Source organism: Gardnerella leopoldii, from assembly GCF_003293675.1.
GTDB lineage: Bacteria > Actinomycetota > Actinomycetes > Actinomycetales > Bifidobacteriaceae > Bifidobacterium > Bifidobacterium leopoldii.
Genome location: NZ_CP029984.1, coordinates 837,235 through 852,999, shown reverse-complemented (window position 1 = coordinate 852,999; position 15,765 = coordinate 837,235). Strand labels below are relative to the sequence as shown.

At 45.0% G+C, this 15,765-nt stretch carries 13 protein-coding genes; 12 read left to right on the top strand and 1 reads right to left on the bottom strand.

What is annotated here, in order from left to right:
• Window positions 1-13 precede the first annotated feature (13 nt).
• Complete coding sequence (locus DOD25_RS03580; protein ID WP_012914287.1) at window positions 14-454, bottom strand: hypothetical protein; 441 nt, start codon at window positions 452-454, stop codon at window positions 14-16.
• A 240-nt stretch (window positions 455-694) separates the two neighbouring features.
• Here DOD25_RS03580 and leuS point away from each other — a divergent pair, with 240 nt between their 5' ends.
• The 12 genes from leuS to metF all read left to right on the top strand — a co-directional run bounded on the left by leuS (window position 695) and on the right by metF (window position 15,687).
• Window positions 695-3,679: a leucine--tRNA ligase gene (leuS, locus tag DOD25_RS03575; protein WP_112928710.1), complete on the top strand. Its 2,985-nt coding sequence runs from the start codon at window positions 695-697 to the stop codon at window positions 3,677-3,679.
• Between the two features lie 153 nt (window positions 3,680-3,832).
• Complete coding sequence (locus tag DOD25_RS03570; protein ID WP_004119006.1) at window positions 3,833-4,600, top strand: ComEA family DNA-binding protein; 768 nt, start codon at window positions 3,833-3,835, stop codon at window positions 4,598-4,600.
• Window positions 4,601-4,607: 7 nt separating this feature from the next.
• Window positions 4,608-6,299, top strand: coding sequence for a ComEC/Rec2 family competence protein (locus DOD25_RS03565; protein ID WP_112928708.1), 1,692 nt, complete (start codon window positions 4,608-4,610; stop codon window positions 6,297-6,299).
• A gap of 66 nt (window positions 6,300-6,365) precedes the next feature.
• A complete protein-coding gene (gene holA / locus DOD25_RS03560; RefSeq protein WP_112928706.1) occupies window positions 6,366-7,373 on the top strand; it encodes a DNA polymerase III subunit delta in 1,008 nt (335 codons plus the stop codon).
• A gap of 71 nt (window positions 7,374-7,444) precedes the next feature.
• Complete coding sequence (gene tsaE, locus DOD25_RS03555) at window positions 7,445-8,017, top strand: tRNA (adenosine(37)-N6)-threonylcarbamoyltransferase complex ATPase subunit type 1 TsaE (RefSeq protein WP_004119012.1); 573 nt, start codon at window positions 7,445-7,447, stop codon at window positions 8,015-8,017.
• An 89-nt stretch (window positions 8,018-8,106) separates the two neighbouring features.
• A complete protein-coding gene (tsaB, locus tag DOD25_RS03550; protein WP_112928704.1) occupies window positions 8,107-8,934 on the top strand; it encodes a tRNA (adenosine(37)-N6)-threonylcarbamoyltransferase complex dimerization subunit type 1 TsaB in 828 nt (275 codons plus the stop codon).
• 25 nt (window positions 8,935-8,959) lie between these two features.
• Window positions 8,960-9,490 carry a ribosomal protein S18-alanine N-acetyltransferase gene (gene rimI, locus DOD25_RS03545; protein WP_112928703.1) on the top strand — a complete coding sequence of 177 codons (531 nt, stop codon included), beginning with the start codon at window positions 8,960-8,962 and terminating at the stop codon, window positions 9,488-9,490.
• Between the two features lie 21 nt (window positions 9,491-9,511).
• Window positions 9,512-10,555, top strand: a complete 1,044-nt coding sequence (gene tsaD / locus DOD25_RS03540) for a tRNA (adenosine(37)-N6)-threonylcarbamoyltransferase complex transferase subunit TsaD (RefSeq protein WP_112928701.1) — start codon at window positions 9,512-9,514, stop codon at window positions 10,553-10,555.
• Between the two features lie 43 nt (window positions 10,556-10,598).
• Window positions 10,599-11,765 (top strand): tRNA (adenine-N1)-methyltransferase, encoded by a 1,167-nt coding sequence (locus DOD25_RS03535; protein ID WP_112928699.1) that lies wholly within the window; start codon window positions 10,599-10,601, stop codon window positions 11,763-11,765.
• A gap of 9 nt (window positions 11,766-11,774) precedes the next feature.
• Complete coding sequence (locus DOD25_RS03530; RefSeq protein WP_004119025.1) at window positions 11,775-12,332, top strand: SixA phosphatase family protein; 558 nt, start codon at window positions 11,775-11,777, stop codon at window positions 12,330-12,332.
• A gap of 118 nt (window positions 12,333-12,450) precedes the next feature.
• Window positions 12,451-14,829 (top strand): 5-methyltetrahydropteroyltriglutamate--homocysteine S-methyltransferase, encoded by a 2,379-nt coding sequence (metE, locus tag DOD25_RS03525; protein WP_112928697.1) that lies wholly within the window; start codon window positions 12,451-12,453, stop codon window positions 14,827-14,829.
• 3 nt (window positions 14,830-14,832) lie between these two features.
• Window positions 14,833-15,687: a methylenetetrahydrofolate reductase [NAD(P)H] gene (gene metF / locus DOD25_RS03520; RefSeq protein ID WP_004106424.1), complete on the top strand. Its 855-nt coding sequence runs from the start codon at window positions 14,833-14,835 to the stop codon at window positions 15,685-15,687.
• Window positions 15,688-15,765: the final 78 nt, after the last annotated feature.

The following is a 15,765-nucleotide window of genomic DNA, read 5'->3' as shown; positions in this document are numbered from 1 at the left end:
GTGTTTGTAAGCACTATTGCATAGTATGAGTGTTTTTGTAATGCGGACATACAGTTTTAACAAATTGATATCCAAAAAGTAATCCTGCTAAGGCTAATGCGGAGCCTAATCCCGTATAAAACACGGCAATAAAGCGTTCTGGAGCGATATTTGTTGCACGAAGAACAATTCCAAAAGTCATCATAAAAGCCATGATTATAAAAGATTTAACGTCAAAGAATTTAAGGAAAAACTGCTTTTCTTCCACATAGCCGTTAATTCTTTGAGTATGTTTTTTAACGAGTTTTCCAAAAATAAGGAATTGGAATATTGCAAAAACTAATAACGATAAAGCGTAATTTAGTGGCTGCAAATAATTTGGGTATGCCAATAAGCCAATCTTAAGAATATTAAAACCAGCAGCTCCCCAAACTAAGCAAGCAATAAGAAGTAACGTATTTTTTTGTACTTTCAATTCACAACCTCTTTAATATTTATAGTTTTATTGAATTTTACCTAATTTTCTAATCTTTATTTGCTCAAAAAGTTTATTTACTATTGTAATGATTTATTTTGCGAAATAATCATAAAATCTTAATCTTGTGCGCATATTAGGAAAACTTACGTTAAAACCACATATTTTCTTAATAAAATATCAACAAAACTTGTAAAAAGTGTTGCGTAATGACGATATTAGACGCTATAGTCCTAGGGTATGAACGACAACGATCAACAGTATGCAACAGCTGACAACAAAGCTACTATTGCTGAGCCAGCTTTTCGTTACAACGCGCAGCTCGCACAAGATATTGAGCAGCGCTGGCAAAAAACCTGGGATGAACAAGGCACGTTCTGGGCTGCTAATGTTAAAGGCGATTTGAAGGATGGCGAAGGCAAGCTTGCTGACGGTCGTCCTTCTTTCTTTGCAATGGACATGTTCCCGTATCCTTCCGGCAAAGGCTTACACGTTGGACATCCTCTTGGATATTTGGCAACGGATGTTGTAAGCCGTTACCATCGCATGAAGGGTGAGAATGTTCTTCATGCAATGGGTTACGACGCTTTTGGTTTGCCAGCAGAACAGTATGCTGTTCAAACTGGTCAGCATCCGCGCATCACCACTGAGGCAAATATTGCTAATATGCGCAGGCAGTTGCATCGTATGGGCTTGAGCTTTGACGATCGTAGGTCTTTTGCAACGATTGACACAAATTATGTGCGTTGGACGCAATGGATTTTCTCGAAGCTTTATGACGCTTGGTATGACACTGATTTTGTACGCAAGGACGGCGGAAAGGGTTCTGCTCGTCCGATTGCTGAACTCGTTGATGAGTTTAAGAGCGGCAAGCGCGAAATTCCTGGTTTTACAGGCAAAAAGTGGGAAGAGCTTAATAAAGTAGAGCAAGCGGATGTATTAAACAATTTCCGTATTGCTTATATTTCTAAATCTCCTGTAAATTGGTGCCCAGGCTTGGGAACTGTGCTTGCAAACGAGGAAGTTACTGCAGAAGGTAAGTCTGAACGCGGAAACTTCCCAGTATTCCAGCGCAACCTTCGCCAGTGGTCCATGCGAATTACCGCTTACGGACACCGCTTGGTGGAAGATTTGAACACTATTGATTGGCCAGAAAAAGTTAAGCTTATGCAGCGAAACTGGATCGGCGAATCTCACGGTGCATCTGTGCACTTTGAAGTGCCATGTGCGGACGGCGAAACGCGCGATTTGGAAGTGTACACTACTCGTCCAGACACGCTTTTTGGTACAACGTTTGCGGTTGTTTCCGTAGATCACCCAATTCTTGAGCATGTTCCAGAAGCTTGGGGTGCGGACGTTCCAGAAAGCTGGAAGGGCGGTTACGCAAGTCTTAAAGAAGGCTTGGCAGAGTATCAAGCTCAAGCTCGCGCGAAGACTGCTAAAGATCGCACGGAAGATGCAGGAGCAAAAACCGGCTTGTTTACTGGTCTTTACGCAATTAATCCTGTAACTGGAGCAAAACTTCCGCTGTTTGCTGCTGACTACGTGCTTATGGGTTACGGTACAGGCGCAATTATGGCGGTTCCTGGCGGCGACCAGCGCGATTATGATTTCGCAAAAGCATTCGGTTTGCCAGTAATTTACACTGTTGAGCCTTTGCCTGATTCCGAAGAAAAGTTGGCAGATTACGAAGGTAAAGCTCCGTTTGTTTCTCACGACGGAATTGTTATTAATTCAGCAGTAGAACATACGCACAAGCTTGGTGACGCTTTGTCTATTAACGGTTTGCGCGTAGACGAAGCTATTAAAAAGGTGACTACTTGGCTTGAAGCTGCAGGCGTAGGAAAAGGTAGGGTTTCTTACCGACTTCGCGACTGGCTGTTCTCTCGCCAGCGCTACTGGGGTGAGCCATTCCCAATCGTTTATGACGAAGATGGTGTTGCTCACTTAGTGCCAGATAGCGAGCTTCCAATTGCATTGCCGGACGTTCCTGATTATCAGCCAAAAACTTACGCTCCAGACGATGCAAATTCGGAGCCTGAAGCACCTTTGAGCCGAAACGAAGATTGGGTAAAAGTTCAGCTCGACCTTGGCAATGGCGTAAAAACCTACTATCGTGACACCAACACTATGCCGAACTGGGCTGGTTCTTGCTGGTATTACATGCGCTACTTGGATCCAAACGATGCTGAGCATATGGTTGACAGCGATGAATACGACTACTGGATGGGCACAAACCGTCCAGGCAAAGAGCATGTTTCTGGCGGCGTTGACCTTTATGTTGGTGGTGTAGAGCACGCAGTTTTGCACTTGCTTTACTCGCGCTTCTGGCATAAGGCGCTTTACGACTTGGGTTACGTGGATTCTGCTGAACCATTCCACCGCTTGTTTAACCAGGGTATGATTCAGGCTTACGCTTATACGGATGAGCGCGGACAGTACGTTCCTGCTGACGAGGTTGAAGAAGGTGCTTCAAACAGCGCTGGTGAGCCAACCTTTACATGGCATGGCGAGAGCGTGAACCGCGAGTTCGGCAAAATGGGCAAGAGCTTAAAGAATATTGTGACTCCAGACTACATGTACGAGAACTACGGTGCAGATACGTTCCGCTTGTACGAAATGAGCATGGGTCCGCTTTCTGAATCTCGCCCGTGGAATACGCGTAACGTTGTTGGTGGCATGCGATTCTTGCAGCGCTTGTGGCGTAACGTTGTGAACGAAGAAACCGGAGCTTGCGTGGTAACCGACGACGCACTCGACGAGAAGACGTTGAAGGTTCTTAACAACACAATTGCAGAAGTGACTGTGGAAATGGAAGCAATGCGTCCAAATACTGCAATTGCTAAGCTGATTGTGCTTAACAACCACTTGACTTCGCTTCCTCACGTGCCGCGAGCAGCTGTCGAGCCGCTGGTTCTTATGCTGGCTCCAATTGCGCCGCATATTTGCGAAGAAATGTGGAGCAAGCTTGGACACGCAAAGTCGATTGCTCACGCAGATTGGCCTGTTGCGGATTCTCGCTACGTTGGTGAGGATACTGTTACTGCAGTTGTGCAAATAAAGGGCAAGGTTCGAGCAAAGCTTGAAGTTGACCCAAATATTGACGCTTCTGAGCTTGAAAAGCTCGCGCTAGAAGCTGTAGCTGATCGCTTGGGCGGTAAGGCTCCGCGCAAGGTGATTGTGAAGGCTCCTAAGATTGTGTCTATTGTGCCTGACGAGAGCTGAGTCGAAGCTAAAGTCTGCTTAATTAATGCTGTATTGCGCGATTTTTCGTGCTTTACAGCATTTTTTGCTTTTAACCACAGGCGCATATTTTTGTTGCGAAGTGTTATAAGTTGCCCAATAGTTAAGTTAAGAACTTTAAGAGTTGGGGGATTTATGGAAGACTTTGAGCAGAATTTTGGGCAGAATCATGAGCATAATTTTAGGCTTAATAAGCCTGCGTCTGATTTGCCTAGGAGACGAATTGCAACGTCTTTAGAAGAATTTTCTAACAGCAATTTTGATAAAAATTTTAGTGACGACTATTGCGAAAAAGCTTGTAATTCTTTTGATGAAGAAATTATAAGTAGAAAAACTCATCCTAGATTTCACATGAAGCCTGTACATACGCTTGCTTTAATGCTGATACTAGTTGCGGCTCTTTGTGCAAGCTTGACAATGCTTATTTCTCAATCCTTAACATATCAACGAGTTCAGAACGAAAAAGCAGGCGCGTTTGCAATAGAAAACGACGATACTAGTCGCGAAAAGCATTCTTTTAGCGATTTAAAAGGTAACAATAAAAATGATGATGAAGAAAAAAGTGTAAGTAATGAACTCGACGAAAACAGCGGAGGTGACGGAAGTAAAGGTAACAGAGGAAGTAAAGGTGATAGTAACGACAAAAGCGACAGTAATAACAAAAGCGACAAAAGCAACGAAAATACTGCTTCTAATCAAAGTAGCACTGGCAGAATCAATATAAACACGGCAACGCTTGATCAACTAGAAACCTTAAAAGGAATCGGTCCCAAAACTGCTGCGCGCATTATCGCTCAGCGTAAAAGAGTTGGTTATTTTCGCAGTTTAGAAGATTTGATGCAAATTAAAGGAATTGGGCCTAAAACCTTGAATAAATTCCGTGGGAATGTTGACGTCAAATAGGTGAATTATGCGAGAAAACGTAGAAAAAGTAGAAAACGTTTCTGGAAGTCGTGACTTTCGTATGATTCCTGTTGCTGCAGCGTGCTGGGCTGGGTGCTTAATTGGAAAATTCTTATGCGATTTTACTATAATTTATTGCATTTCAATAGTTTTATTCAATGCAACTATAGTTTCGATTTTTATATTTTGCAAAAAATTTAAGTTTTTTATATGGCGTAGAACAGTTTTAGTGATAATAAACGCTTTTGTAGCTGCGTTCATGCTTTCGTACATAACTCAATATGTGATATCTGGTGACGTTATTATGCGAGAAATACGCGGCAATAATCCTACTAAAGCACTGTATTCTCGAGGAAATAATGCCGGGTGCGCACATTTTGCAGAATTTACAGTAGTTACTCCTGTGCGCTCGTCTAGAAGTTTTAAAGGAGATTGCCAAGCTAATGTTCAAGTGCATAAGTTTGATGCGCAAAAAAGTTACGTTCAAGCGCGACTGTATGCGTATTCGCCAATATGCAAGCAACTTAGCTATGGTTCTAGCCTAAGCGTTCCTGTTAGCGTGAAAGCTTCGAGATTTGATAGTAGTAAGCCTGAATTGCATGTAGAAAAAACTCAACGAAATTTGCATGTTGTACAAGACTCAGACTTTTGGCACAAAGCCGTTAGTAATTTGTGGAAATCGTTTTATGACGTAACAAATAAGCTCGATATGCAAGGCAGAATGTTGGTTCCTGGAGTAACTGTTGGCATGCTTGGGCAAGAATATGTGCCAGTAGAGGATGCAAGTTCACTTGAGCCTGTCGACGAAACTTATGCGAATATGACACGTCAACATTTTCAACATGCTGGAATCATGCACGTTATGGCAGTTTCAGGCGGACACTTTTTGCTACTTAGTATGATTATTCGCAAGTTTTGCGCACGATTACTGTTGGCTCGTTGGGCTACATCTTTAATACAAATTACGTTGCAAATTGCTTTGGCTGCGATAGTTTACCCTTCTGCATCTGTGCTTCGAGCGTTAATTATGGGAATAATATCCGCTGTTGCGTGGTGTTGCAAACGTCCATACCAGTCAGTTAGTGCTTTAAGTTGGACTGTTATTGGAGTGTTACTAGTAAACCCTTCGTATGCTTGGGATTATGCTTTTGCTCTTTCTTCTGCAGCTACTTTGGGAATTGTTGTTATGGGAGTGCCGATTTCTAAAACGCTTGCAAAATATATGCCATCTTGTGTTGCTTCTGCGCTAGCTATAACGCTTTCTGCACAATTTTGGACTATGCCAGTGCAAATTCTTATGCAACCGGAAGTGTCTTTTATGTCTGTGCCAGCTAATCTAATAGTCGCTCCTCTTATGGATTGGGCAACAGTGTGCGGCTTAATTTCACTAGTTTGTGCGAGCTTTAACGATGGATTATCGCTTATTTTCGCAAGAGCTTCATCAATTGGAACAAGCTTTATGCAAAAGTGCGCGTGTTGGTGCGATGAAGTATCTTTTGGCGTGTTTCCATGGATAAAAGGTGCTGCAGGAGCGTGGGCAATGTTGTGTGCAGAATTTGTGATATTGGCTTTGTTTATGCTAGCTTTGCGAGCTTTTCGCAATAAGTATTATGCTCAAAGAGCTAGCATAATTGGTCAACTGTGGTCTGCTTCGGCAAAGCGAACATTACGAGAAGCAGAGAAAATTTTCGAAGAGTAGCAAACACGCACGCATATTCGAATGCAATATTATGATGGTTAAGAGTTGGTTGGTTTAAGGAGCATTATGGCAGCAAATAATAAGCGCGCGCAACGCGTTATGCCAGTTACGCTGGTAGTTGGAGGTGACGCTTACTTAAACGAGCTAAATGCTCGAAATGTGCGTGAAAAAGTTCAAAAAAGTGCTCCGGATGCTGAAATTATTGAACTTGATGCGTCAACTGCGGATCAGTACGCATTTGACGAAGCTGTAGGTCCTTCGCTTTTCGGTGACGGAACGATTGTAATAATAAATAATTTGCAACAAGCAGACGAGTCTTTAGTGGACGCAATCGAAAATTTCTGCAAACAAGCGCAAAATAGTGAAAATAGCGAAAATAATTTTGTAGACTCTTCTGCAACTTGGGTTATTGCACGTCACGAAGGTGGGCTTAAAGGAAAGTCTATTATTACGCGCCTTACGAAAGCTGGCGCAAACACAATTACAGTGCCGGATCTTAAAAAAGACGATGCCAAGCTCAACTTCGTTATGAGCATATTTGAGCGTCACAATCGAAGCGTTGAGCCTCAAGCAGCACAACGTCTTGTGTCAGTTTTGGGAAGTAAAACAGGGGAGCTTGCAGCATTATGCTCGCAATTATGCTTCGACTATGACGATAATCCAATAACGCTTGATATTGTCGACCGATACTTGATTGCAGATCCGCAAGTTACCGGCTTTTTTGTTGCGGATAAAGCTGTTGCAGGTCATGCAGGTTCTGCTGTGCTTGCAGCAAGAACTGCAATTGCTCAAGGAGTTGACGCCATAGCATTAATAGGTGCTTTGGCTGCAAAAGTACGTGTAATTGCGCTCGCAATGGCAATTCGCAACGGCACGATTTCTAGTGCTGAAGCGAAAGTAAACCCGTGGGCTCTTAAAATGGCAATGCGTCAGCTTGCTGGATGGAATAGTGCAGGTGTTTCTAAATGTTTGCAATCTTTAGCTTGGGCGGATGAGCAGTGCAAAGGCGGATCTAGTGATGCGAATTATGCGCTTGAAAAATGTATTATGCTCATTGCGTCTCGAGGAAATTAGAAAGCGTAAATTAAGAATCGTAAATAAGAAACGTAAATTAAGAACTGCAAATTAGAAAGATTGTGTTAAGTATGAAAGAAGAAACGGTGTCAGAACAGCAAAAAGTGTGTACTGTGCCTACGGATACTGATATGCGCGAGCTTGGTAAAGCTGTGGCAAAACTAGTTAAAGAAGGCGACGTTTTGCTGCTTTCTGGTCCTCTTGGAGCTGGTAAAACAACGTTCGCTCAAGGTTTTGGTGCAGGGCTTTCAATTAGTGAGCCGATTGTGTCTCCAACTTTTACGATTGCGCGCGAATTGCATGGCACTTTTGCGGATGGTAAGCCGGCGACGCTAATTCACGTTGATGCTTATCGTTTGGGTGGCGAAGATTTTGCTCCGGGGCAAGATACTGTTTCGCGTTTGCTTGACGAGCTTGAATCTTTGGGGCTTGACGAAGCTTTGGAAGAGCCAGGAGACGGCACTGTTGTGCTTATGGAGTGGGGTGAGCAAATGGCAGGAGTGCTTGCTGCTGAGCGCTTAGAAGTTCATATTGCAAGACCTATTGACTCTTCGCAAGTAGACGATTTTACTAGCGATGGCGAGCGAATCTTAACTTTGAAAGCTGTTGGCAAGGATTGGCTTAATCGACTTGCAAAATTGTAATTAGAAATACGCGAGTAAATATCGCAACAAATAAATCAAGTTGTGCTAAGCGAGTAAGCTAGTCTGGTACGTGATTTCGAGGAATGAACATGAGTAATACGCTGATTATTGACACATCATTTGGTTCTACTGTTGGAATTGTGGGCCATGAGCCGATTGTTGAAACCGACTCTCGCACTCACGTGGAGCGTTTACAAGTAAATATTGCAAAAGTTGTGGAGGACGCTGGGCTTAAGCCTTCCGATATTAAACGCGTGGTTGTGGGAGTAGGTCCTGCTCCTTTTACAGGACTTCGCGCAGGATTAGTTGCAGCAAAAGCGATTGCATTTGCAAATAATGCTGAAATTTTGGGGTGTGATAGTCTTCTTCCTCAAAGTTTGATGATGCGTTCCGGCGCGTTCGAAGAAGCTCGCAAAAATGGCGTTATTTGCAAGGATTTGCTACTAAATATTCCGAATTCTGTGGATTCTTGCGACTCTAATATTCGTCACTACGTGCTTTCACTAAATGATGCGCGTCGTCGCCAAGTGTACATGTCCTTATACGACAACGAAGGAAATGCGCTAATAGATATGGATATTGACTATCCGCAAAATGTTGTTGCTCGTGTGAATGAGTATTTAGCAAGCGAAACTAACGAAAATTATTGCGTGGATGTGCTCGGACACGGTGCTAAAAAATACGTTGAAGATTGGCGAAATATTGCCAATATTGGCGTTATTGCTGAAGTTTGCGCGCTTGACTTGGGTGTGCAAGGCTTGCAAATTTTCGAGCAGTGCGCTGAGAATTGCGTCGATAAAGATGAGCGCGTAAAAGCTGTTGAACCGCTTTATTTGCGCCGTCCGGACGTGTCTGTGCCAAATCCGCTTAAGCATGTGCTTGGCTCTGGCGAAGCGAATAAGGCAAAAGAAAAATAGAAGCGTTTTAACGATTTGAGTAATTATGATTGTTGATATAACGCGTTCTAAATTTCCAGCAGTAGTCGAGAATTGCAATATAGTTCCAAAGTGCGATTTTACTTGCAATGAGTTAGCGCAAAAAATAGCTCCTATTGAAGCCGACTTGTTTGGCAAAGGCTCATGGAATGAGAGCATGATTTCGCAAGAATTGCAAGCTCCTATGCGCGCGTATTACGCTCAAATCGACGAAAATACGCATACGTTATGCGGGTATGCCGGCTACTGGTTTGACGGCGATGACGCGCAAATAATGACAATTGGCATTGCAAAACAATATCAAAGAAAAGGCCTAGCGTCGGAACTTTTATCAACTATGATCAAAACCGCAGAAAAAATTGGTGCTAAGCGCATGTTGCTAGAAGTGCGAGTTGACAATGTTCCTGCGCTCGCGTTGTATGAACGTTTTGGTTTTAAGAAAATGGGTTTGCGGAAACGTTACTATCAGCCGGAAGGCGTGGATGCGTACACAATGTGCGCTGATCTAACCGCAAAAAATAACGGAACTGAGGAATAACGAGGAATAAAGAGGAATAAAATGAGCGAAGCAATCGTATTGGGGATTGAATCAACTTGTGACGAAACTGCCGCAGCTATTGTGCGCGGACGCACTCTGGTGTCGAATGTGGTGGCATCTTCAATGCAGGAGCATGCGCGCTACGGTGGCGTAATTCCAGAAATTGCTTCTCGTGCGCACGCTGAAGCTTTCGTGCCGGTTGTTTCTAAAGCATTGGCAGACGCAAACATGGATTTAAGCGATGTTGACGCGATTGCAGTAAGCGCAGGTCCTGGTCTTGCTGGCTGCTTAGCTGTGGGAGTTTCGGGAGCTAAAGCACTAGCTTGGGCTGCAAATAAGCCGATTTATGGTATTAATCACGTAATTGGGCATATTGCAGTAACACAATTGCAATTCGGCGACGTGCCGGAAGATGTGCTGGCTTTAATTGTTTCCGGCGGTCACACTTCGCTTCTTCACGTGAACGATATTGCTAGAAGTATTGACGTTGTTGGCACAACTTTGGACGATGCTGCAGGCGAGTGCTTTGACAAAGTTGCGCGTTTGCTTGGATTCCCATACCCGGGTGGCCCTCATATTGATAGGCATGGAAGGCTTGGCAATCCGGATACTTTGAAAGTGCCGCAAGGTTTGACGCAAGGTCGTTCCGGCAAAGAGCATCCGTACGATTTCAGCTTCTCGGGCGTAAAAACTGCTGTTGCGCGCTGGGTTGAAGCGCGTGAGGCTCAAGGGCTTGAAATTCCAGTTGACGACGTGTGTGCTTCTTTGGCTAATTCTGTGGCGGAAGTGCTTTCACACAAAGCTATGATGGGCTGCGAGCAGTACGGTTCTAAAACGTTGATGATTGGCGGCGGATTCTCTGCTAACTCGCAGCTTCGTGAGCATTTGCTGGCTTGCGGCGAGGAGCATGGAATTGAAGTGCGTTTGCCAGAGCTCAAGCTTTGCACAGATAACGGTGCGATGGTTGCAATGCTAGGCGTGAATTTGGTAGAAGCAGGAGTTCGTCCTTCTGCTCCTGATTTTGCAATCGATTCTGCAATGCCTCTTACCACTGTGAGCTTATAATAGTAGAAATAATAAAAGTCGTTTTAAAGTTGCGAGGTGTTTAGTGCGTTCAGGTAGTTCGCGTAGCGGAGTGTTACGAGTAGGTGAGAAGATTCAGTTCACTGATCGTAAAGGTAAGCGAATTACTGCACAACTTATTGCAGGCGGATTTACACAAACTGAGCATGGTCTTATTTGTCACGACGATGTGATTGGTCAAAGCGAAGGCGTTGTAATTACTACTGTTAGTGCAAAGCGCGAATCTCAGCAAAATAGCGAAAATCAAGAATCTAAAGACTTTTCAAAATCTGGCAATAAGCCTTGGAAAGCAGCTCGCGCTATTGGCGGATGGGATTATGTAGTTATGCGACCGCGCATGGTTGACTACGTGCTTTCTATGCCTAGGGGTGCGCAAATTATGTATCCAAAAGATATTGCGCAAGTAATCGCTTTAGGAGATATTCGCTCCGGAATGCGCGTTTTGGAGTCGGGTGCCGGTTCTGGTGCTATGAGCTTAAGCCTTTTGGACGCAGTTGGGGAGTGTGGAAAGCTTACTACGATTGAGCTTCGCCCGGATTTTGCGCGCATTGCCGAGTCTAACGCAACTTTGTACTACGGAAAGCGCCCAGAATGGTGGAATTTGCTTACTGGCGATTTTGATTCTGTTGCAAAAACCTTAGATGCGCACAGCGTGGATCGCATTATGCTAGACATGCTTGACCCTTGGAATCGCCTCGAGCAAGCTCATCGAGTTATTGTGCCTGGAGGCGTGCTTGTTGCGTACGTTACGACTACTACGCAAATGTCTCGCATGGCTGAAGCTTTGCGAGAAAGTGGCATGTGGACTGAGCCGGAGATTCAGGAAACATTGGAACGCACTTGGAAAGCTCAAGGTTTGGCGGTTCGTCCGGATCACGCGATGATTGGCCACACTGGATTTTTGATTGTTTCGCGCGCAATGGCTGAAGGTTTTAGCGCTTTGAAAAAGCGTGAGCACGGTACTAAAGATACTGTGAGCGATATTGACGATATGACAGCAGAAGAGCGCGCGGAGCAGTTGGAAGACTTGTCTTTGCGCGATATTTCGGATCGTAAATTGCGTAAAGTTTTACGTGATTTAGACGTGCAGCTTGCGCAATTGCCGGAAGATTCGCAGTCGCAAGATTTGCAGTCGCAAGATTTGCAAGATTCGCAGTCTGCACAACAATCAGCGCTTAATCAAGCTAAGTAGGAGAGCATTATGGCATCACCAATGAAAAAGCTTATGAAGAAAGCACATCATAGTAAGTACGTTTTGTTGCTGATGCGTCATGCTAAAGCTGAGGCTCCTCAAATGGGTGACGACTGGGGTCGTGGTCTTACAGATAAGGGCTTGAAGCAGGCGAAAATTATGGCAAAAGGCTTGGAATCTTTGAAGCTTGTGCCGGATTATATTGTGTGTTCTAGTGCGAATCGCACTGAGCAAACTTTGAAACGCATGTTGAAGCGTTTTGGCGACTCTCCTGTGGTTGAGTCGCGCAAGAGTCTTTACGATGGCGGTATGCAATCTGTTATGGACGAGTTGCAAGCGATTCGAGGCGATGTTCATACGACGATGATTGTTGGGCATGAGCCGACGATGTCTATGGCTGCGCAGTGGCTTTCTTCGCCTGATTCGGATCCGGATGTGCTTGGGGCGATGCGTTTGGGGCTTGCTAATGCGTCTGTTGTGGTGCTTGTGTCTGATCGTCCATTCGCAACTTGCGGCTTGCGCGGTGCCACGGCCCTCGCAATCCTCACCCCCAAATCCTTTGCATAACCACACGAAATTAAGCATATAAATTAAGCTTATAACGACACCCCAAGTTCTTGAATGACCGCATTCAAGCATTTCTTTGCTAGGCTAAAGCGAGTCAAAGAAATTTTTTGGAGGATGTATGTCTGCGGTTTTTACTTCTGTTTCCGGTTTCCCACGTATTGGCGCTAATCGTGAGTTGAAGAAGATTATTGAACGTTACTGGAAGCAGGATGCTTCTTTGGATGAAGTGCGTGAAGTTGCTCAGTCTTTGCGAGCTAAGCATTGGCGTTTGCAAGCTGAAGCTGGGATTGATTTAATTCCAAGTAACGATTTTAGCTACTATGATCAAATGCTCGATACTGCTATTTTGCTGGGTGCTGTGCCTGAGCGTTATCGTAAATTGAATTTTGAGCATGCTGAGGATACGCTTTTTGCTATTGCGCGCGGCTATCAGGGTGAGCGCGGCGATGTGACGGCGTTGCCAATGAAGAAGTGGTTTACTACGAACTACCACTATATTGTTCCGGAAGTTGAGAATCCGGAAGGCTTGCATTTGGCTGGAACTAAGCCTTTTGACGAGTTTTTGGAGGCTCGCGCGCAGGGTTTGGAAACGAAGCCTGTGCTGATTGGCCCGTACACTTTTTTGAAGTTGGCTCGTACTCCTGAAGCGCAGGAGTTGAAAGTAACTGAGTCTGTGATTTCAGCTCTGGCTTTTGCTTATGCGAGTATTGTTAAGCGTTTTGGTGAACTTCACGCAACTTGGCTGCAATTTGATGAGCCTTATTTGGCGCTTGATAAAGAGGAAGGCGATTTGGAGCTTTTTGAAGCTTTGTATAAGCCTTTGCTTGAGGCTAGGGGCGCGGAAGTTAAGCTTCTTCTTAACACGTATTTTGGCAATATTGCTGACGCTTACGAAACTGTGAATAATCTTGGTTTTGACGGTGTTGGCGTTGATTTGGTGGAAGGCAAGGAAGAAAATCTTGCAGCCATTGAGCGTTATGGTGTGAACGAAAAAACTACGCTTTTTGCTGGCGTTGTGAATGGCCGTAATATTTGGCGTAACGATTATGCTGTGAGCCTTGGTTTGGTTGACGCTTTGCGTGAGAATGTTACGGATCGCGTGGCTGTTTCTACTGCTTGCTCGCTTCTTCACGTGCCTTTTAGCACTGCTGGTGAGGATGCTTTGGGTGCGGATGTTTTGCAATATTTTGCTTTTGCTGTTGAAAAGTTGCAAGAGATTCGCGATATTGCAAATCTTGCTGCAGAAAGTGACGAAAGCCGCAAGTCAAGTAACGTTTTGGCTAAAAATCAGGCTTTGTTCGACGGTTCGCGCGTGAAAGCAGATTCTGCTGTTGCTAATCGTCTTGCTAATCTTAAAGATTCTGATTTTGTGCGATTGCCGGAAAGGGCAGAACGTCAGCGTTTGCAAAAGGAAGCTCTTGGCTTACCGGATTTGCCAACGACTACTATTGGATCTTTCCCGCAAACTAAGGATATTCGTAACGCTAGAGCTGCTCTTCGTAAGGGCGAGATTTCGCGCGAAGCTTACGACGAGTTTATGCGCAATCGCATTGCCAAGTGCATTGAGCATCAGGAGCAAATTGGCTTGGATGTGCTTGTTCACGGCGAGTTTGAGCGCAACGACATGGTTGAATATTTTGGCCAGCATTTGCGCGGCTTTAAATTTACGAAAAACGCTTGGGTGCAGTCTTATGGTACTCGCTGCGTGAAGCCTCCAATCGTGTGGTCGGATGTTTCTCGCGAGTCTGCGATTACTGTGGCTTGGAGCGCTTATGCCCAAAGCTGCACGAAGCATATTGTTAAGGGCATGCTTACAGGACCTGTGACGATTCTTAACTGGTCTTGGCCTCGCGAGGATATTACTCACGAGCAGCAGACTCAGCAGTTGGCTCTTGCTATTCGCGATGAAGTGTTGGATTTGGAGCGTGCGGGTATTCGTGTGATTCAGATTGATGAGGCTGCTTTGCGCGAAAAGTTGCCACTTCGCCGCTCTGATTGGCATAAGAAGTATTTGGATTGGGCGATTGCTGCTTTCCGCCTTGTTCATTCTGCAGTTGCTGCGACTACGCAAATTCACACGCATATGTGCTATTCGGAGTTTAATGACATTATTCGCGACATTGATGCTATGGATGCGGATGTGATTTCTTTTGAGGCTTCTCGTGGCGACTTGGTTGTGCTTGACGCTATTCACGACGCGCATTTTGAGACTGAGGCTGGTCCTGGCGTTTACGACATTCATTCTCCGCGCGTTCCTGGTAAGGCGGAGCTTGTGGAGCGTATTCACGAGATTTTGCGTAAGATGCCTGCTCAAAAGCTTTGGATTAACCCGGATTGCGGTCTTAAAACTCGAGGCGACGCTGAAACTTGGCCAAGCTTGGAGAATCTTGTCGCTGCTGCTAAAGAGGTCCGTGCGGAGCTTTCTAATAATCAGCAAAGCAACAAGCAAAGCGGAAATCTAAGCGGCAATGTAAGCAACAATCTAAATAGGGGGTGAGCTATGCCGTATAAACCAAAGTTTTCGCTGGAAGTTTTTCCACCTAAGCGCACATCTCCTATTGGTACGATTTACGATACTTTGGATGGCTTGAAGGGTCTTGACCCGGATTTTATTTCGGTTACTTACGGCACTGGAAAGCTGCAGGATCGTACTGCTACTGCGCGTATTGCTCATACGATTCGCTCCGAATATGGCATTGACGCAGTTGCTCATTTAACAGCTCGCTACCTTGATTATGATGCTGTTGATGAAGCTTTGGAAATGTTTGATAATGCTGGCGTTTCCGGCGTTTTGGCTTTGCGTGGCGACGTGATTGCAGGTCAGGAAGCAGCAGGCGTTTTTGAGCACGCTAGTGACTTGGTTTATTATATTCGTTCAAAGCGCCCGGATTTGCCGATTTTGGGCGCTTGCTACCCGGAGAAGCATCCGGAGGCGGAAAGTTTGCAAGCGGATATTGATAATTTGAAGCGCAAGGTTGATGCGGGTGTTACGCATTTAATTTCGCAACTTTTTTACGATAATGAGGATTTTTTGCGCTTCCGTGATTTAGCTCGTGCCGCCGGCGTTAACGTGCCGATTGAAGCTGGCGTGATGCCTGTTGCGAACGCTTCGCAAGTTAAGCGCATGACGAGCTTGTGTGCGTCTCGAATTACTTCGCAAGTTTCCGCAATGATGGATCGCTGGGGTAGTAACGCTGATTGCTTGCGCGATGCTGGCAGTATTTTTGCTTCTCAGCAGATTAACGATTTAATTGCCGAAGGTGTGGATGGCATTCACTTGTATACGATGAATCATCCGGGCATTGCTCGAAGGATTTGGGCGAATGTGAAGCCGCTTTTTACGAAAATTGGGTAGGTGGCAGCGTTACACAAGTTTTTGCTTACTGTGGCGCGAGTTTTGGGGGATTTCTCTCCTCGCAAGTTCCCGTCCTTC

Excerpts from the sequence above, each read along its gene's own strand:
- leuS (WP_112928710.1), top strand. The coding sequence starts at position 695 with ATGAACGACAACGATCAACAGTATGCAACAGCTGACAACAAAGCTACT.
- DOD25_RS03570 (WP_004119006.1), top strand. The coding sequence starts at position 3,833 with ATGGAAGACTTTGAGCAGAATTTTGGGCAGAATCATGAGCATAATTTT.
- DOD25_RS03565 (WP_112928708.1), top strand. The coding sequence starts at position 4,608 with ATGCGAGAAAACGTAGAAAAAGTAGAAAACGTTTCTGGAAGTCGTGAC.
- holA (WP_112928706.1), top strand. The coding sequence starts at position 6,366 with ATGGCAGCAAATAATAAGCGCGCGCAACGCGTTATGCCAGTTACGCTG.
- tsaE (WP_004119012.1), top strand. The coding sequence starts at position 7,445 with ATGAAAGAAGAAACGGTGTCAGAACAGCAAAAAGTGTGTACTGTGCCT.
- tsaB (WP_112928704.1), top strand. The coding sequence starts at position 8,107 with ATGAGTAATACGCTGATTATTGACACATCATTTGGTTCTACTGTTGGA.
- rimI (WP_112928703.1), top strand. The coding sequence starts at position 8,960 with ATGATTGTTGATATAACGCGTTCTAAATTTCCAGCAGTAGTCGAGAAT.
- tsaD (WP_112928701.1), top strand. The coding sequence starts at position 9,512 with ATGAGCGAAGCAATCGTATTGGGGATTGAATCAACTTGTGACGAAACT.
- DOD25_RS03530 (WP_004119025.1), top strand. The coding sequence starts at position 11,775 with ATGGCATCACCAATGAAAAAGCTTATGAAGAAAGCACATCATAGTAAG.
- metE (WP_112928697.1), top strand. The coding sequence starts at position 12,451 with ATGTCTGCGGTTTTTACTTCTGTTTCCGGTTTCCCACGTATTGGCGCT.
- metF (WP_004106424.1), top strand. The coding sequence starts at position 14,833 with ATGCCGTATAAACCAAAGTTTTCGCTGGAAGTTTTTCCACCTAAGCGC.